14 protein-coding genes are annotated in these 19,070 nt (G+C 68.1%); all 14 read left to right on the top strand.

Features of this window, described 5'->3' with window-relative positions:
* Positions 1 to 45: 45 nt before the first annotated feature.
* Complete coding sequence (gene nadA, locus ML01_RS18130) at positions 46 to 1,089, top strand: quinolinate synthase NadA (RefSeq protein ID WP_058556847.1); 1,044 nt, start codon at positions 46 to 48, stop codon at positions 1,087 to 1,089.
* A 12-nt stretch (positions 1,090 to 1,101) separates the two neighbouring features.
* The gene (locus ML01_RS18125; RefSeq protein ID WP_058556804.1) at positions 1,102 to 1,674 is read left to right on the top strand and encodes an AAA family ATPase; all 573 of its coding nucleotides are present in this window, start codon (positions 1,102 to 1,104) and stop codon (positions 1,672 to 1,674) included.
* A gap of 338 nt (positions 1,675 to 2,012) precedes the next feature.
* Positions 2,013 to 3,398: an AAA family ATPase gene (locus ML01_RS18120; protein WP_058556803.1), complete on the top strand. Its 1,386-nt coding sequence runs from the start codon at positions 2,013 to 2,015 to the stop codon at positions 3,396 to 3,398.
* Positions 3,399 to 3,540: 142 nt separating this feature from the next.
* The gene (locus ML01_RS28965; RefSeq protein ID WP_156427819.1) at positions 3,541 to 3,843 is read left to right on the top strand and encodes a hypothetical protein; all 303 of its coding nucleotides are present in this window, start codon (positions 3,541 to 3,543) and stop codon (positions 3,841 to 3,843) included.
* 950 nt (positions 3,844 to 4,793) lie between these two features.
* Positions 4,794 to 5,432, top strand: coding sequence for a biliverdin-producing heme oxygenase (locus tag ML01_RS18115; RefSeq protein WP_058556802.1), 639 nt, complete (start codon positions 4,794 to 4,796; stop codon positions 5,430 to 5,432).
* 76 nt (positions 5,433 to 5,508) lie between these two features.
* Entirely contained in the window at positions 5,509 to 7,140 is a 1,632-nt protein-coding gene (locus ML01_RS18110; RefSeq protein WP_156427818.1) for a GAF domain-containing protein, read from the top strand.
* A gap of 55 nt (positions 7,141 to 7,195) precedes the next feature.
* Entirely contained in the window at positions 7,196 to 7,918 is a 723-nt protein-coding gene (gene mtgA / locus ML01_RS18105) for a monofunctional biosynthetic peptidoglycan transglycosylase (protein ID WP_058556801.1), read from the top strand.
* Positions 7,919 to 8,106: 188 nt separating this feature from the next.
* Positions 8,107 to 11,433: an efflux RND transporter permease subunit gene (locus ML01_RS18100; protein WP_082674410.1), complete on the top strand. Its 3,327-nt coding sequence runs from the start codon at positions 8,107 to 8,109 to the stop codon at positions 11,431 to 11,433.
* A 193-nt stretch (positions 11,434 to 11,626) separates the two neighbouring features.
* Positions 11,627 to 12,484, top strand: coding sequence for a Uma2 family endonuclease (locus ML01_RS18095; RefSeq protein WP_058556800.1), 858 nt, complete (start codon positions 11,627 to 11,629; stop codon positions 12,482 to 12,484).
* Positions 12,485 to 12,623: 139 nt separating this feature from the next.
* Positions 12,624 to 14,489 (top strand): alpha-amylase family glycosyl hydrolase, encoded by a 1,866-nt coding sequence (locus ML01_RS18090; RefSeq protein ID WP_058556799.1) that lies wholly within the window; start codon positions 12,624 to 12,626, stop codon positions 14,487 to 14,489.
* Positions 14,490 to 14,621: 132 nt separating this feature from the next.
* Positions 14,622 to 16,172 carry an ATP-binding protein gene (locus ML01_RS18085; RefSeq protein ID WP_058556844.1) on the top strand — a complete coding sequence of 517 codons (1,551 nt, stop codon included), beginning with the start codon at positions 14,622 to 14,624 and terminating at the stop codon, positions 16,170 to 16,172.
* Between the two features lie 309 nt (positions 16,173 to 16,481).
* On the top strand, positions 16,482 to 18,275 hold the full coding sequence (locus ML01_RS18080; RefSeq protein WP_156427817.1) for an HAD family hydrolase: 1,794 nt from the start codon (positions 16,482 to 16,484) through the stop codon (positions 18,273 to 18,275).
* 81 nt (positions 18,276 to 18,356) lie between these two features.
* On the top strand, positions 18,357 to 18,593 hold the full coding sequence (locus tag ML01_RS18075; RefSeq protein WP_058556797.1) for an acyl carrier protein: 237 nt from the start codon (positions 18,357 to 18,359) through the stop codon (positions 18,591 to 18,593).
* A 16-nt stretch (positions 18,594 to 18,609) separates the two neighbouring features.
* Positions 18,610 to 19,070: AAC(3) family N-acetyltransferase (locus tag ML01_RS18070; RefSeq protein ID WP_162268047.1), on the top strand; the 461-nt coding region annotated here is incomplete at its 3' end.

The raw sequence follows: 19,070 nt of genomic DNA, 5'->3' as shown, positions 1-19,070 counted from the left end.
GCAGCACCAGAGGCACCGGCCACGGGCACGCCGTCGGACGTGCCCATGAAGGACCGCATGCAGGTGCCGCAGCACCCGCAATGGCCGACCTTGGGCGAGGCCGAGAAGACGGCGCTGACAAACCGCATCAAGACCCTGCTCGCCGAGCAGAATGCCGTGCTTGTCGCGCACTACTATGTGGACGGCGACCTCCAAGCGCTAGCCGAGGAGACCGGCGGCTACGTCGCCGACTCGCTGGAGATGGCCCGCTTCGGCGCCGAGTCCGACGCCGAGACGCTGGTAGTCTGCGGCGTGCGCTTCATGGGCGAGACGGCAAAGATCCTGAACCCCGAGAAGCGCGTGCTGATGCCGACGCTCGCGGCCACCTGCTCGCTCGACGAAGGCTGCCCGGCGGACGCCTTCAGCGCCTTCTGCGACGCCCACCCGGAGCACACCGTCGTCGTCTACGCCAACACCAGCGCCGAGGTCAAGGCGCGCTCGGACTGGGTGGTCACCTCCAGCATTGCGCTGCCCATCGTGGCGCACCTGCACGAGCGCGGCGAGAGAATCATCTGGGCACCGGACAAGCACTTGGGCCGCTATGTGCAGCGCATGACCGGGGCGGACATGCTGCTCTGGGACGGCGCCTGCGTCGTGCACGAGGAGTTCAAGGGCTTTGCGCTCGACCGCGTGCGCCGGCTGCATCCGGACGCGGCCGTGCTGGTGCACCCGGAATCGCCGGACGAGGTCGTGGACCAGGCCGACGTGGTCGGCTCCACCACCCAGCTCATCAAGGCCGTGCTGGAGATGCCGAACCAGGAGTTCATCGTCGCCACCGACGCGGGCATCTTCTGGAAAATGCACCAGCTCGCACCGGACAAAAGGCTCATCGCCGCCCCCACCGCCGGCGAGGGCGCCACCTGCGAGAGCTGCGCCCACTGCCCGTGGATGGCGATGAACGCGCTGGTCAATCTGGAGCAGGTGCTGCGCACGCACGACCAGGAGGTCCGGATCGACGAGGACATCCGCCGCCGCGCCGTCGTGCCCATCCAGCGCATGCTGGACTTCGCGCGCGAGCGCGGCATCGGCGCCCGGCGGGACAGCGACTGACCTGCGCCGGCGATGCCCGACTCGCCCGAGACGGTGCCGATCAGCACCGCCTGGTCCGTCATCACCGGGCCGCCGTCCGCCGGCAAGACGACGGTGCTCGACGCCCTGGCCGACCGCGGGCATCGCGTGGTGCCCGAGTCCGCCCGCGCCCACATCGCGGAGCTCGGCCACGCGCCCGCCGACATCGCCGCGAGCCCCACGCTTCAGGCCCGCATCCAGCACGGCATCGCCGCGCGACAGCGTGCGGTCGAGCAGGCCTTGGCGCCGACCGACGCGCTCTTCCTCGACCGCGCGCTGCCGGACAGCATTGCCTACTTCGAGCAGCTCAAGCTCGCCACCGACGATCTGATCCTCCGCGCCGCGCGACTGCGCTACCGCCAGGTGTTCTACCTGCAAGGCCTGCCGCTCGCCGCCGACGGCCTGCGGTTCGAGGACGACCACGGCGCCCGCGCCATCGGCGACGCCATCCTCCGCGCCTATCGTCGCCTCGGCTACGCCCCCGTCATCGTGCCCGCGCCGCCGCGGGAAGACCTGGCAGAGGCCGTCGCCGAGCGGTTGGGGCTGATTCTTGGGCACCTTGGATGAAGCGTTGACGCCGGCCGAATCCTGCGAGCCAAGCAGCGCAAGACACTTGCAGCCATCTTTGCCCGGCCGACTTCCGGCACCATATACCCTTGCGCGAGATCGAAGCGCTCTCGCGAGCTGGGTGCCGAGGTGAGCGAGCGCCAAGGCTGTCGCGTCGGCGTTAAGCTGTTCGGGGAGCGCAGGATGTTCCATCGGCCGCATCCGAGCCCGAATACCGACTTGAGACGGCCTTGCAGCGCCAGTTGATGCAGCAGCAGTAGTAGCCGCTCCAACAGCACTGAATCCAACGCGCAATCGCTGCCAACCCCAAGCGCCGCCAACCCGCAGGCATCGTCGCCATGCTCACCGCCTTCACGCTGGAAAACTTCAAGAGCTACCGCAAGGCGACGCTGCCGCTCGCGCCGCTGACGGTGCTGATCGGCGCCAATGCGTCTGGCAAGAGCAATGCGATCGAGGGCTTGCAAATGCTCTCTTGGCTGGCACAGGGGCAGAAGTTCTCCAGCATTCGGTACTCGGTGCAGGAGTCGGAGCGGTTTGTTCGGGGGCGGCTTCAGGACATCGGGTATCGCGGGCAAAAGGAATTTGCTTTCCAATGCGACACCGATGAGCCCGGATGGAGCAAGCTTGATATCGCCGTCGCCCATCGATTTGATGAATTGCACATCGCCCAAGAGTCCATTTCCGGCGCGAGCGAAACGTACCCGCTCTATCGCATCGTCCAACCATCCAGCGGTCGCGGTTCCGACGCGGAGGTTGCCTACAACAACTTCAAGCAAGGCCCCAACAAGCCGCGCATCACCTGCACCGATCAGACCGCCATATTCAGTCAACTGGACAGTCCTGCAACCTTTGCGGAGAAGTACCGGAGATCCCGCGAAGAAATACCCAAGGTCGCGAAAGCCTACCAGGCGCGACTCGCGAATATCCTGTTCCTTGACCCCGCACCAGCAAGGATGCGGGATTATGCCCACCCGTCGGATCTCGCGTTGCACGGCGATGGGAGCAATCTCTCCGGCGTCATCAAAGACCTATGGGATGCCGACACCTATGCCGAAGATTTGTCGGACCTAAGCGCGGACGATCCCGAGCTTTTCCATGAACTGGTCGAAGCAAGACAGAGTTGGGCGCGCGATCAAATTCTGGACTTCATCCGCAGCCTCCCCGAGCAAGACATCGCAGGTATCGACTTCCTCACCGAGCCCCGCGGCGGCGTCATGCTCCGCCTCATCGAGACCTTCGGCGGCGAAGAACGCGCCTGCGACGCCGCGCTGCTGTCCGACGGCACGCTGCGCGTGCTCGCCGTCGCCGCGGCCATGCTCTCGGCGCCGGAAGGCAGCCTCGTCGTCATCGAGGAGATCGACAACGGCGTGCACCCGAGCCGCGCCCATCACCTGCTGCGCCGCATCCAGTCCATCGCCGAAGCGCGAAAGCTCCGCGTGCTGCTGACCACGCACAACCCGGCGCTGCTGGACGCGCTGCCGGACGTAGCGGTGCCGCATGCGGTGTTCTGCTATCGCGATCCAGACGACGGCTCATCGCGCCTGGTGCGGCTGTCTGACCTGCCGGACTATCCGGAGCTGATTGCGCAAGCCCCGCTCGGCCACCTGCTTACAACGGGCGTGCTCGATCGCTTCGTCAAGCACCACCCCGGCCCCGAAGAGCGCAAGCGGCGAGCCTTGGACTGGCTGGAGCGCATGCGCTCGGTGTCGGCACCCGAGGCATGAGCGCCATCGTCCTGATCGATACGTCCATTTACCTCAACATCCTGGACGTGCCGGGGCGCAATCAAGCGCGTGATGCCGTATTCGCCGAGCTCGAGCGGCACATCAATGCAAGAGACCATTTGCTGCTGCCCGCGGCGTCCATTTGGAAAAGGGCAATCACATCTCCCGTCTCGCCAACGGCGCCTTGCGTCGCCGGTTCGCGGCGATCTTCGTGGCCAATGTGTGCAGCGCCATTGCCGGCGAAACACCTTACGGCCCGACGCAGTTCCCCTCCGGAAAGGAATTCGCCGACTGGTTGCAGAATCTCCCGGAATCCGCTCAACGCAACAAGTCCGCCACCAAGACGAATGAAGGCGTGAGCCTGAGCGACCACACGATCATCAAGGAGTGGGAACTGGGAAGTGGGAACAGGCGAAGCGACGCCATTCGATGTCTCGGGTATTGATCTGGTCCACGGACTCGGATCTGAGGGCGTACGATACGGGCGAGCGCTGACGCGGCAGAGCCGGGGTTCCGGACGGCCATCGCACAGGGCGCAGAGCGCCCGCAGAGGCGCGGCACCGCTGGAGCGGTGTCGCGAGATGACGACGAGACACGCCGCTTCCCGGAGCGAGGGCATCCCGCCCCCGGCCGGGAGCGGTGGCATCCTGCCCACACCAAGAAGAACCCACGGAGACCACCAGCCCGCGGCGGCGAGCACATCCGTCGGCCGCGGGTCGTACCGCCGTAGCGTGAATCGACCGCCACCTGGGGAAACCGGGTGCGGCCGACGAAGGGGGGCGGCCTTGGCGCTGTGCTGTCCATGGGCAGGGTTGCCGAGGTGCGGCTGCGTCGAAATCCGGTGAACAGTGCACCGGGTTGCACGGGCGCGCGCGGGTCGGATGCGCCGATGCCGACGGGTCAGGCCAAGCGTTTTCTGGGGCTAACGGCCATGGCGACCAGCGCCACCCCGGAGGATGAAAGGCGCTGCTCGCCATGGCCGTTTCCCTCACCCCGGCCATTTCCCGGAGGGAGAGGGAGATTGAGGAGCGCGCTGTGCGCAACTTTCATGGTAAGGCTCGGCCGCAACACGCCCTTTTCGGTTCTGCCACCACAGGCCGCACTAGCGGCGGAGCCGCAGGAACCCGCCGCCGACGCGGGCGCTGACAGGCGCCCAGTGCCTCTTCGGCGGGCCTGTGCTGGGCCGCCTGCGCGGCTATACTGCCGGCTTGCTTCAAACGCCCTGTCGCGCGCCTGTTTGCTGCCCCGCTCCATGACATCCTCCGCCCTTTGGTTGTCCCTGCCGCGCATCGGCAGCACGCCTCGTCGCGCCTCTCGCCGCCGCCGGGTTACGCTCGGGTACTGCTGCCAATGAGCGCGGTTCCGACCCGACGGCGGGCGGCCGGACCTCGCCCGATGCCGCGCCAGGCGCCGTCGGCAGCCCTGATGCAGCGGCTGCGCGAGCACACCGCCGCGGTGCACGATGCGACCGAGGACCTGCCGCTGATGCGCCACGTGCTAACGCAGCAGCCCACACCTGCGGGCCTCGCGCAGTACCTTGGTGCGATGCACGGCATCTACGCGGCGGTGGAGCCCGCGCTCTATGCCGCAGTGTCCCCGGCGCAGCTGACGGCGCTCGGCATTCGGCCCAAGCTGCCGGCCCTGCGGCGGGATCTCGCGACGCTGGGCAGGCTTGACGGCAGCATGCAGACAACGCCCGCCGGGCTGGAATCCGAGCTGCGCGGGCTGCTGACAACGGCCGGCGGCAATGCCGAGGCAGCGGCCCTCGGCGGGCTCTACGTGCTGGAGGGCGCCACGCTGGGCGGGCAGCTCATCGCGCGCCGGCTCGGCGAGCACTGGGCCTGCGACGGGCCGCTGCCGGTGGCCTTCCTCGATTTTCGCGCCGGTCACGAGCACACCGACTGGCGCCGCTTCGGTGCCGCCGTCGAGGACTTTGCACAGCGCCACCCGGGCAAGGACGCGGCGGTGCTGGACGGGGCGCTCGCGGTGTTCGCGCTCATGCACACCGCGATGCGCAGCGCCGCCCCCGTCTGAGCTGAGCTGAGCCGGGCCGCGCCGGCAGGGCCCCAAGCGCCGTCCTTGCCGTCCGGCGCTGCGGACAGCATCTGCGATGCAGAACCAAGCGGAGACGACAACACCCGTGAGCACACTCGACCCGGGTTTCTTAGAGGAATGCGAGCGCGAAGCGCTGCACCACATCGGCGCCATCCAGCCCTATGGCGCGCTTCTCGGCGGGCGCTTGGGCGACGCGACGGTGCGCGCGGTGAGCGCGGACCTGGACGCCTGGCTCGGCCGCCCGACGGCGAGCCTGCTGGGTCGGGCACTTTGGCCGCTGCTGGCGGAGCTCGGCGCCCGGCTCGGCAGCGCCCGGGCGGAGCCCGACCCGGCTACCAGCCGCAACCCCATCGCGGAGCTGGAGCACGCCATCGCCACCCCGCCCCCGGCGCGGCAGGGCCACGCCGAGAAGTTGGTGCTCGTGGACTTGGTCCAAGGCCCGCGCGGGCCGCTCGACGCCATCGTCTCGCGCACGGCCGACACCTGGCTCATGGAGCTGGAGACCGCGCTGCCGAGCGAGCAGCAGCAACATGCCCTGCGCCCGGTCCCGCATGCGCTGTATCGCATGCCGCATTCGCCGAAGGAGTGGGAGGCCCACTGCAGCCTGCTCGCGGCGCAGATGCAGCGCGTCTCGGGCTTCGACCGCGTGATGGTGTATCGCTTCCTGCCGGACGCCTGCGGCGAGGTCATCGCGGAGGCCGCGCAGCCGGGGCTCGCGCCCTATCTGGGGCTGCGCTATCCGGCGTCCGACATCCCGCAAGTCGCCCGCGCCCTGTACCTCGCCAATCGCCACCGCCAGATCCCGACAGTGGCGGCGAACCCCGTGCCGGTGCTCGCGATGCCGGACTTCACGCCGGACCTGACCCTGTCGGACCTGCGCGCCGTCTCGCCGGTGCACATCGACTACCTGCGCAACATGGAGGTCACGGCGTCGTTGTCGTTCTCGGTGGTGCTGAACGGCGCCCTCTGGGGTCTCATCGCCTGCCATCACCACGCGCCAAGGCATCTGCCGCTGCAGTTGCGCGAGCGCTGCGCGGACCTGGTGCAGGTCTTTTCCCTCGGCATTGCCGGCTACCAAACTGCCCAGCGCCTGGGCGCCGTCAGCGACAGCGACCGGGACATCAGCCGGCTCGCCGCCGGCATCGCGGCCTTCGAGACCGGCGCCGATCAGGACTTCCACGTCGGCGACGCACTGCTCGCGCTGACGCGGGCAGACGGCGCGGCCTTCGCGCAGACCGCCGGGGGCGAGCTGCTCACCTTCGGCCGCACGCCGCCGACGGCGGCGCTGCATGAGCTTCTACAATGGCTTGTGGCCGAGCACCCGGAGCCCGTCTACGCCACCGACTGCCTCGGCGCCGAGCATGCGGCGGCGGCGGCCTACCAGCGCGAGGCCAGCGGCCTGCTGGCGGTGCGCGTCATCACCTATGCCGGTCCGGCGCCGGTGGATCGGGTCTTTATGTGGTTCCGCCCGGAGCAGCCGCAGACGGTGTACTGGGCCGGGGACCCGCGCAAGAGCACGCTGTTCGACGGCCAGAGCAATATGCGCTCGCCGCGGAGCTCCTTCGCGGCCTGGCTGGAGACCAAGACCGGCCACGCCGAGCCCTGGAGCGACACGGTGCTCCTGAGCGCGAAGAAGTTTCGCAGCCTGCTACTGCGGCAGATGAACGCCGACCTGCTGCGTGGCTGAGGGCAGCTCGGCCCAACAAACGCCCCCTGCGGCGCGGCCCGCCCGGCGCCGGGGGATGCGGCTGCTGCGGCGCTTCGGCACGGGGCTCGCCGTCGCCGTCGCCGGGCTTGCGCTGGCTTCGGTGCTCGCCATCGGCGTGCTGCGCTGGCTCGATCCGCCCACCTCTGCCTTCATGCTCCGGCACTGGGTCGCCGCCACCTGGGCCGGCGAGCCGCGCCCGCGGCTCTATCACGAATGGGTGCCGGCGGCGGCAATCCCGCCGGCGATGGCGCTCGCCGCCGTCGCCGCCGAGGATCAGCGCTTTCCGGACCATGCGGGCTTCGACCTGGTGCAGCTCAGAAAGGCCTGGGCCGACTACCGCGCCGGCAAGCGGCTGCGCGGTGCCAGCACCATCAGCCAGCAGACGGCAAAGAATCTGTTCCTCTGGCCGGGGCAGGACCTGCCGCGCAAGGTCCTGGAGGCCTGGCTCACGCTCTGGCTGGAGCTGCTGTGGCCGAAGGAGCGCATCCTCGAGGTCTATCTGAACATCGCCCAGTTCGGGCCTGAGACCTTCGGCGTCGGCGCCGCGAGCTGGCGCTTCTTCGACCGCCCCGCCGCGGCACTGACGCCGGCCCAGGCCGCCCGGCTCGCGGCGGTGCTGCCGAACCCCGTCCACTACCGGGTCGAGGCACCATCCGCGCGGGTCGAGCGCCGCACGCACTGGATCAGCCGGCAGATGCGCCAGCTCGGCGGCAGCGCCTACCTGCGCGGTATCTGGCCGGCCGCCGCGGGGCGCTGAGGCATCAGGCCCTCGGCCCGCGCGCAGCCGCCGGACGCCCGCGCCGAGAGCTTCAGTCGGGTTTGTGCCGACGCGTTCTCGGGGCATGGATAACGAGACCCCGCATCTGCGCCTATACTTGCCCCGGGAATCTCAGAACGGCCAAGCTCGTATCCGGCCCGGCTCCGCCTCTTTGCAGCCAGAGCGCCATGCCCGAGCAATCGCCCCCGGACGAGATCGCAGGTCAGCGGACCCGACAGTCCGACCCCCATCACCCGCCAAACCCCGCACGGCCGCGCCTGCCGCTGGGTCCCGCCGGTAACCTCGCCCGGCAATTCATCGACTCGCCCCTATCGCCGCTGCTCTTCATCGCCTTCCTGTGCTTGGGCGTGCTCGGGCTCCTGTTCACGCCGCGCCAGGAGGACCCTGAGATCTCGGTGCCGATGGTGGACATCTTCGTGCGCTATCCCGGTGCGTCCGCCGCGGAGGTCGCCGGGCTCGCGGTGCGGCCGCTGGAGCGGATGCTGAGCGAGATCAAGGGCATTAAGCACGTCTACTCCGCCGCGGAGCGCGGCCGCGGTATGGTGACGGCGCGCTTCGAGGTGGGCGAGCCGCTCGGGCCGTCCATTGTCAAGATCCACGACAAGCTCCAGCAGAACCTGGACAAGATCCCGCCCGGCGTCGAGATGCCGCTGGTGGTGCCGAAGACCATCGACGACGTGCCCGTGGTCACCATCACGCTCTGGTCCGAGGTGTTCGACGACGTCGCGCTGCGCACCATCGGCGTGGATCTGATGCAGCGGCTCAAAGAGGTTCAGGGCACCGGCCAGGCCTTCATCGTCGGCGGGCGGCGGCGGCAGCTCCGCATCGAGGTGCTGCCGGAGCGGCTGTCCGGCTTCGGCATGAGCCTGGAGCAGGTGGCCCGGGCTGTGCAGGGCGCCAACGAGGAGCGCATGGGCGGCGCCATGGAACAGGGCAGCACGCACTTTCGCCTGTCGTCCGGACACTTTCTGCGCACGGCCGCGGATGTGGAACGGCTCGTGGTCGGCTCCCACCAGGGGGTGCCGGTGTATCTCCGGGACCTAGCCCGGGTCATCGACGCCGGCGAGGAGACCTCGCGCCTGGTGACCTACGCGTCCGGCCCGGCCCAGCCGCCGGACTGGCCGCGCACGGACGGCGCGTCGGCGGTGACCATCGCCATCGCCAAGCAGGAAGGCACCAACGGCGTCAATGTTGCCCGCGACGTGCTCGCCATGCTCGATGAGCTCAAGGGTCGGCTGCTGCCGGCGGATGTGCATGCCGTCGTCACCCGCGACTATGGCAAGACAGCCAACGACAAGGTCAACGAGCTGTTGTTCTCGCTGCTCGGCGCGACCTTCGCGGTGAGCATCCTGTGCTGGCTTACCATCGGCGGGCGGCCGGCGCTGGTGGTCATCACGGTCATTCCCGTGGTGATCCTGGTGACCATCTGGTCGAGCTGGGCGCTCGGCTACAGCATCAACCGAGTCAGCCTGTTCGCGCTGATCTTCGCCATCGGCATCCTGGTGGACGACGCGACGGTGGTGGTCGAGAACATCTTCCGCCGCTGGCTCCAGGCGGACTCCACCAGCGTCGACATCGCCGTGGATGCGGTGCGCGAGGTCGGCAACCCCACCATCATCGCGACGCTGGCGGTGCTCGCGGCGCTGCTGCCCATGGGCCTCGTCAGCGGCATGATGGGGCCGTACATGCTGCCGATCCCGCTGCTCGGCTCCGTCGCGATGGTGTTCTCGCTGTTCGCAGCCTTCGTCTTCACGCCCTGGTGGGCGTATCAGTTGCGGCCGCCGCTCGGGGCGCTACAGGCCGCAGAGGCGCACGAACTGCGCATCCAGCAGACCATCGAGCGCATCTACTACCCGATCATGCGCCCGCTGGCGCAGAACCGGACCCTGGGTCGGGTGTTCTTGGTCGGCATCGTCGCCGCCTTCTTCGCCGCCTGCTCGCTGCTGTACACCCAAGCGGTGGCGGTGAAGATGCTGCCCTTCGACAACAAGCCCGAGCTCAACGTTGTGGTCAATCTGCCGGAGGGCACGGCGCTGCCGCAGGCGGCGAACACCGTGAACCGCCTCGCGGCCCTGTTGCGCGAGATCCCGGAGGTGACGGCGCTCCAGAGCTATGTCGGCACCGCCTCGCCGTTCAATTTCAACGGCATGGTGCGGCATTACTATCTGCGCGAGCAGCCCTGGGAGGCGGACATCCAGGTGATGCTCACGGACAAGCGCGACCGCGAGCGCTCCAGCCACCAGATCGCCACCGCGGCGCGCGCGGCGCTGCAGCCCGTGGCGGAGCGGCTCGGCGCGCGCATCGCGGTGGTCGAGATGCCGCCCGGGCCGCCGGTGCTGCAAACCCTGGTGGCGGAGGTGCACGGGCCGGACGATGCCACCCGCCGGCAGGTGGCCCGGGACCTGGCGGCGATGTTCGAGCGCGCGCCCGGCGTCACCGACGTGGACACCTACATGGTGGAGCCGTCGCTGCGCTGGCACTTTGCCGTGGACACCGAGAAGGCGCTGCGCCGCGGCGTCACCGTCGGCGCCATCAACCGCGGGCTGGACATGGCCATGGGCGGCCATGTGCTCGGCGATGTCAAGGGCGGCGACGGCGGCCAGCCGCTGGAGCCGACGCATCTGGTGCTGCAACTGCCGTTCGCGGCGCGGGCGGACCTGTCCCGGCTCGGCGACCTGCCCATCGACAGCGTCGCTGGCGGCACCGTGCCGCTGTCGGAGCTCGGGCGCTTCGAGCCGGCCGCGGAGGACCCGATCCGCTACGCGAAAGACCTGCGCCCCATCGAATACGTCACCGGCGAGATGGAGGGCCGCCTGGGTGCGCCCATCTACGGCATGCTCGGCGTCGCCCGAGAGCTCCGCGACTACACCACCCCGGACGGCGTCACCGGCCTGGCCGGCACGCTCACGGCCGCCCCGGCCAGCGACGCGCGCTCCGGCTTCGAGTGGACCGGGGAATGGACCATCACCTACGAGACCTTTCGTGATCTCGGCATGGCCTTCGGCGCCGCGCTGGTGCTGATCTACATCTTGTTGGTGTGGGAGTTTCGCAACTTCATCCACCCGGCCATCATCATGAGCCCGATCCCGCTCACGCTCGTTGGCATCGTGCCCGGACACTGGCTCCTGGGCGCCGAGTTCACGGCCACGTCGATGATCGGCTTCATCGCGCTGGCCGGCATCGAGGTGCGCAACTCCATTCTGCTCGTGGACTTCGCCAGGACCGAGGTGCAGCGCGGGCTCTCGGTGCAGGACGCGGTGCTGCTGGCCGGCAAGACCCGCATGCGGCCCATCTGGGTCACGGACCTCACGATGATGGCCGGCGCTGCGGCCATCATGTTCGATCCGATCTTCGAGGGCATGGCCATCTCGCTCCTGTTCGGTCCCATCGTCGCGGTGCCGCTGACCATGATCGTGGTGCCGCTCGGCTGCATCAGCGCGGCCCGGGCCTTCGATGCCGACCGGGCGCAGGTCGTCGCGGAGCCTGCTGCTTGAGCAGGATTGACGGCGGGCCGCTCGGAACGGGGGCCGCTGTCGAGCTGACGCGACGGTCAGGAACGCTTCAAAAACAATTGACGCGCGCGCGACCTCGCTCTAGCGTTGCGCCGATACTTAAGCGGCGTGACGGGTCGCTGCGCGCCGACCCGTCGCGCCATGCCCAGTCGCGCCACGCCCAAGGGCTGCCGATATGCCTGTCACCGCCGAGGCCCTGTCCAACAACGACGTTCAGCCCACCGACGCCGAGCTGATGCAAGCCGACGGCCGCCGAGTGTCCGAGGCGGACTACTGGGCCTACTACTACGAATTCCGCGGCGCGCGCTACGAGTGGAACAACGGCCGCCTGGAGGAGAAGCGGTTGTCGGACAACCTGACCTTCTGGATCTTCAACTGGCTCTGCGCCCTGCTCGCGGAATTCCTGAAGGTCCACCCCATCGCCCAATACACGGGGCTGGATCATGGCTTTCGGCTCGCGCTCCCCGATCGCGTCGTCATTCGCAAGCCGGACCTAGGCCTCGTGTGCAGCGACAACCTCGTCCAGCTCGGCGACCTCGATCGCTCCTATCGCGGCACCTTCGATCTCTGCATTGAGTCCCTGTCCGACAGCGACCGCGCCACGCGCGAGCGCGACGAGGTGCACAAGCGCCGCGACTATGCGCAAGGCGGCGTGAGCGAGTACTACATCCTCCACCACGACCCCGACTGCCTGACCTTTCTGGCGCGCGGCAGCGGCGACGACTTCGAGTCGATCCAGGGCAGCGACGGCATCGTGCGCTCGCGCCTCCTCGCGGGCTTTCAGTTCCGCATCCGCGACCTGCTCGGGCGCACGCCGTTCGAGGCGCTGCGTCACGACCCCGTCTATCGGCACTTCATCTACCCGATGTGGCAGCAGGAAGAGCAGGCCCGCCAGCAAGCCGAGGCGGAGCGCGATGCCATCCGCACCGCCGCCGTTGCCAAGCTGCACGCGCTCGGGCTCGAACCGGCGCAGATCGCCGACGCGCTGGACATCGACCGCGCGCTGGTCTCTACAATCCTGAGGCTGCGCTGAGCACGCCCCCGCGATTGCCCCGAGCCAAGTCTCGATCATCGCCGGCCTTCGTTGTCGTTGTCGTGGTCGTCAATCGAAATCGACAACGACAACGACAACGACAACGAGACGATCGGACGGTGAGGACGGTGTTTCGGCAATGAACTGGCGGCAATCCCTCCACTTCGCGGTGAATGCCGAGCACGTCTCGGATCTCGACCCCGCCGTCGGCGACCGCGTCCGGCTGCGGCTCAAGGTGTGGAAAGACGCGCCGCTCCACGGCGTCGACATCCGCGCCGTGCTGAGCGGCCACTCGGCGCGCCTGCCGATGCGGCGCACCGGCGCAGGCGCGCGCTTCGCGTGGTGGGAGGGCGAGCTGCCGATCCCGCACGCCGACCCGATTCACTGGCACTTTCTCTGCCGCACCGACGCCGACCCCCTGTTCTTCACCCGCGCCGGCGTGCAGAGCATCAACCCCAGCGAGGACCGGGATTGGTCGCTGCTGCCCGGCTTTGCCGGCGCCGACTGGGTGCCGGGCGCCGTGTTCTACCAGATCTTTCCGGACCGCTTCTGCAACGGCGACTCCGGCGTCGGCCGCAAGCCCGGGGAGTACCGCTTCGACGGCGGCACGCCGCGGGTCATGGACTGGGGCGCGCCACCGCTCAGTTACGCCGACGGGCGCTGCCTCGATTTCTACAACGGCGACCTCGCCGGCATCACGCAGAAGCTGGACTACCTGGACGACCTCGGCGTCAGCGCGCTCTATCTGACCCCGGTGTTCCGCGCCCGCACTACGCACCGTTACGACTGCATCGACTATTTCCAGGTCGACGAGGCACTGGGCGGCGACGCCGCGCTGGCAGCCCTCACCGGCGCGGCGCACGACCGCGGCATGCGCGTGGTGCTGGACGTGTCGCTGAACCACACGGGCTCGGACCACCCCTGGCTCACCCGCGCCCGTACCCAGCCGAGCTCACCGGAGGCCGGCTTCTACTACCCCGACGGCCGCGGCGGCCATCACGGCTGGTGGGACGTGCCGACGCTGCCGCAGCTCAACTACGGCAGCGTCGCGCTACGCCGATGCATCTGGGAGGGCGACGACGCCCTGGTGCGGCATTGGCTAAGATCCCCATGGCAGATCGACGGCTGGCGCTTCGACGTCGGCAACGTCACCGGCCGCCATGGACCGGATCAGTTCTGTCATGCGCTCTGGCGCGGCGTGCGCCGGGCTATCAAGTCCGAGAATCCGCGCACCTACATCGTCGGCGAGCACTGGGAGGACGCCGGCGACTACCAGCGCGGCGACCAGTGGGACGGCGCCATGAACTACTTCGGCTGCGCGAGCCCGCTGCGGCGCTGGCTCGGCGAGCAGGTGCGTTTCGAAGCGGACGGGCCGGACTTCCCGCCGCAGCCCCGCGTGCCAGCGACCGGCCACGAGCTGGCCGCCATGCTCCGCCAGACCCTGGACCGGCTGCCCAGCCAGCATGTCGCGCTACAGCTCAACCTGCTCGGCTCCCACGACATCCATCGGGTCCACCACGGCCCCGGCTTCGACTGGGAGCGCTATCGCGGCGCCGTCATGCTCCAGTTCCTGCTGCCGGGGGCGCCGTCGATCTGGTACGGCGACGAGGTAGGCCTCATCGGCGATGCCGACAGCGTCGAGGGCTGCCGCTGGCCGATGGAATGGCGGGAAGCGCACTGGGATCAGCGCTTTCGCACCCTCTACCGCACCCTGGCCCGGCTCAAGCGCGACGAGCCCGTGCTCGCGGATGGCGCGCATGGCTTACTCGCCGTCGGCGAACGGCACCTGGCCTTCGCGCGCCATGGTCGCGGCCAAGCCTTTGTGGCCGTGCTGAACAACGCCGCCGAGCCCGCCCGCGTCGAGCTGCCCATCGCCACGCTTGGCCTCTGCGAGGAGGCGCGCGAGGTCTTCGACGGCCGCCGCTTCCCGGTCCGCGACGGCGTCCTCGGGCTGGAGCTCGCGGCGCGGGAGAACCTGCTGCTCGGGATGACGCTGCGTGATTGAGCTCATGAGGCGCCGGCCGTTGGAGACACCTGAGTCGTGCTCTGGCTGTGGCCACTGTCCTTCCGCGGGACACACCCGCTCTCGCGCAATGGCGGGCTAGAATGCCGCTTTGCATGCCAGGACCGCGCCGCCATGACCCGCAAGCGACTCCCCATCGGCATCCAGACCTTCCGCAAAATCCGCGAGAGCGATTGCTATTACGTGGACAAGACCGGCTTTGCTCTGCACCTGATCGAGCAAGGCTCGCACTACTTCCTGTCGCGCCCGCGCCGCTTCGGCAAGTCCCTGTTTCTCGACACCTTGGCCGAGCTGTTCGCGGGCGACGAGGCGCTGTTTGAGGGGCTCGCGGCGCATCCGCACTGGGACTGGGGCCGGCGGTTTCCGGTGGTGCGGCTCAGCTTCGCCGAGGGCGTGCTGCGCGATCGTGCTGAGCTGGACGAGAGCATCGACAAGCTGCTGCGCCTCAACGCCGAGCGGCTCGACGTGGCGCTGCCGGATGAGCCGGGTGTCGCCATCCGCTTCAGCGAGCTGCTCCGCCTGGCCCACGCCCGCCACGGCGAGCGCGTTGTCGTCTTGGTGGACGAATACGACAAGCCGATCCTCGACAACCTGGCCGATGCCGACACCGCCCGGGCCATGCGCGATGGCCTGCGCAACCTCTACTCCGTCATCAAGGGCGCCGATGCCGACATCCGCTTCGCGTTCCTGACCGGCGTGTCCAAGTTCAGTAAGGTCAGCCTGTTCTCGGGGCTCAACAACCTGCGCGACATCACCGTCTCGCGGGAGTATTCGGCCATCTGCGGCTACACCGAGACCGACCTGGAGCAAACCTTCGCGCCGGAGATCGGCGAGCTCGACCGGGCGCAGATCCGCGCCTGGTACAACGGCTACAACTGGACCGGCGAGGCGGTCTACAACCCCTTCGACGTGCTGTTGCTGTTTCAAGAGCGACAGTTCCGCCCCTGGTGGTTCGAGACCGCCACACCGACCTTCCTGGTCGATCTACTGCTCAAGCGTGGCGTCTTCATCCCGCGGCTCGGCCGGCTGCTCGCGAGCGACGCCCTGCTCTCGGCCTTCGACGTGGACCACATCGCCACCGAGGCGCTGCTGTTTCAGACCGGCTACCTGACCATCGACGCGGTGCGCCAGCTCGGCGCGCTGATCGAGTACCGCCTGCGCTGGCCGAACATCGAGGTACAGGCCAGCCTGACCGGCGCCCTGCTGGAGAGCCTCGCCCCGGTACCGCAGGACCCGGCGCTGCGCCCGAGCCGACTCTACGAGCTGCTGCTCGCCAACGACTTCGACGGCATGCACACGCTATTCCGGGCCTTCTACGACAGCATCCCCGGCGAGTGCTACACCAAGAACGACATCGCCAAGTACGAGGGCTATTACGCGAGCATCTTCTACACCTACTTCGCCGCCCTGGGCCTGGACATTACCCCGGAAGACAGCAGCAACGCCGGGCGCCTGGACATGACGCTGCGCTTCAACGGCAACGTGTACTTGTTCGAATTCAAGGTCGTCGAGCTCAGCCCCGCGGGCCGCGCCCTGCAGCAAATCAAAGACCGCGGCTATGCCGACAAGCACCGCGCGAGCGGCGTGCCGATCCACCTGATCGGCGTGGAATTCAGCCGCAAGGAGCGCACGGTGGTGGGCTTCGAGGTGGAGCGCCTGGCATAACCCCCCGGCGAGGCGGAGCCTCAGACCGACACGCCCGGCACGGAGCGCCGTGTGGCGTAACCCGCTCGCTGGCAGAGCCGGAAGGCGTGTTGCACCGCATCAGTGCCAGTGTTATTTTTCGCCGCGGCAGCCATTCCGCCCCTACCGCGTCGGCGGAACCTTGGCGCTCCGCCACCCGCAAGTCTGCAGCCTTCGGCTCCGAGTCCCCCGTCCTTGACAAAGCCAATACCCATCGACAGTACGCTGCAGGCGTGCTCGCGCCCGGAGCTGCGCGCGCTGGTCTCGCGCGTCAGCGACCGGCTGAATGTCATGTGGGCGCAGAAGCTGGTCGCGCACTGCGCAACACTGGAGCCCGAAGAGGGCAGTCTGCGCATCGGCATCGTCCGCAGCTTCACCAGCGAGCTGTTGGACCCTTGGTTGAAGCTCGCAGCCGCGCTCCAGGGTCTGGGCATCGACATCTACCACGCACCCTATGGTTTGAGCCTGCAGGAGGCCGAGCCCGACTCCGGCCTGGTGTCTCACGCGCCCGACGTGACCGTGCTCCTACTCGACTGCGAATCCGTTCACCCCGCGTTCAACGCACCGCTGGTCGAGCACGATGCCGATACACAGCGGCAAGTCGCCGACGTGGTGCTCGACCGACTCTGCTCGATCCTGGAGCGTTTTCGCAGTCAGCCGATCGGGCACATGGTCCTAGCCTTGTTGCCGGCACGCATCGGCCCCGCGCTCGGCACCTTCGATGCGCAGTCCGAGCGCTCGCAGGCACGCTGGTGGAGCGATCTGAAGGGCCGCATCGCCGCCTGTCTGCGGACCTCCATGCGTGCCGCGTCGCTGCTGGACCTTGACGAGCTGCTGCTGGATATCGGCCGCAGTCACTTTTTCGATCGCCGGCTCTGGTACTCGGCGCGCTTCCCATTCGCGCCGCGCGCTGCTTTCGAGGTGGCGACCCGCATCGTGGAGGTCGGCGTGCTGACCAAGCGGCCCAAGGCCAAGGTCATCGCACTGGACGCAGACAATACGCTTTGGGGCGGCATCATCGGCGAGGATGGTATCGAAGGTATCGCGTTGGGGCCCGATTACCCGGGCAACTGCTACCTCGACTTCCAGCGCCGGCTGCTCGATCTGGAACAGCGTGGATTCGTGCTTGCGCTGTGCAGCAAGAACAACGCAGCCGACGTCGAGCACGTGCTGAGCTCGCATCCCCACCAGCTCATCAAGGACCACCACTTCGTCGCTAAACGCGTCAACTGGCTGGACAAGGCCACGAACCTCCGCGAGTTGGCCGACGAGCTGAACCTTGGCCTCAGCTCGTTCGTATTCGTCGACGACAGTGCCCATGAGATCGCAGCCGTTCGCCGGCTCTTGCCCGAGGTCGAAGCCGTCCAGATGCCGCATGAACCGCTGGACGTGCCGACTGCTCTGGAGCACGTGGCTCGCCTCCAAACACTGTCGCTCACAGCGGAGGACCAGTCGAAGACGGGCATGTACATCGCCGAGCGCGAGCGCCGTTCGCACAAAGCGCGCTTCGGCCAGGACGCCGGGGCGCTGGGCGACTACCTGTCCTCGCTCGACATGCGCATGCAGGTCGTCTACGACAGCGCCGCGCATGTCGGCCGCCTCGCGCAACTGACCCAGAAAACGAACCAGTTCAATCTCACGACGCGCCGCCGTGACGAGCAGCAGCTTGCGGACCTCATCGCGGCGCAGGACTGGCTGGTTGCACACTTCTCACTGACGGACATCTTCGGCGACAGCGGCATCGTCGGACTGGCCCTGGTGCGTCGGCTCGATGACGCCGCCGCTGAGTTAGACAGTTTTCTCATGTCGTGCCGGGTCATCGGGCGCACTGCTGAGCAGGCGTTCCTTGAGACCCTGCTCCGCAAGCTCAAGCAGGAAGGCGTCCGGACGTTCTTCGCAGACTACCTCCCAACCAGCAAGAACGGGCTCGTCGCGGACTTCTTGCCAAAGCAGGGATTCAGCCGCCGGGCAGACGGACGCCATGAGCGACGCCTCGACCAAGGCCCGGCGGTGTCGCTGGCTGCCAAATCGCCGATCGTCGTCACCGAATCGAACGGCGCGCCGTTCAGTCGGAAGACTGACTGACCCGCCGCAGTGCCCCCGCAGCGCCAACGCCGGCTGCGCTCTAACCGCACGTCGCCGTGCGGACATCATGGAGAACTGCTTATGTCCATATTCGCTCAACTGCAAGACGCGATTGCCACAACGCTGAACGTCGCCCCGGAGAAGATCAGCGAGACCACCTCGGCCGATAACCTGACCGCCTGGGACTCCTTAGGCCACGTCAATCTGATGATGGCCATCGAGCAGACATTCGACATTTACCTCGAGGTCGAGGATTTCTCAAAGCTCACGTCCGTCGAAGCCATCCTCGCGTACCTCGACAGCCGCGACATCCGCTGAGTCACGGGGCGACAAGATGTCAATTGTCGATTCACTGTCGGGCCTTACCCACAGGTTGCTGTCGCCGGCGCATCATCTCGCGCTGCGCAATGCCTATTTCTCGGTCAGAAAGCAGTCTGCCCCGCTCTTGAAGCTGGTGTACGGAACCTTCGATGCACGAGCCCTATGCAGCCACCTTGAGTCGCGTATCGGCGCGGATTTCGATTGCTTGATGGTGCACAGCTCTATCAACAAGCTGGCGCCGATGTACCGGGGGGGCCCCCTGGAGCTCGTCAAGGCCCTGTTGGAGCTCGTCGGCCCCGAGCGCACGCTGGCGATGCCCGCGTTCTATTTCGGCGACCCGAAGATCGGCGGCCTCCTCGACACCCTGAGAGCCAGGCCAGAGCTGGATCTGCGTCGCACGCCGTCCCAAGTCGGCATGGCCACCGAGCTATTTCGCCGCATGCCCGGCGTGCTGTGCAGCCGTCATCCCATCTA

Origin of the sequence: Thiohalocapsa sp. ML1 (assembly GCF_001469165.1) — a bacterium.
Taxonomy (GTDB): domain Bacteria; phylum Pseudomonadota; class Gammaproteobacteria; order Chromatiales; family Chromatiaceae; genus Thiohalocapsa.
The sequence above is the reverse complement of the archived record's forward strand: the minus strand, read 5'-3'. Positions and strand labels throughout refer to the sequence as shown.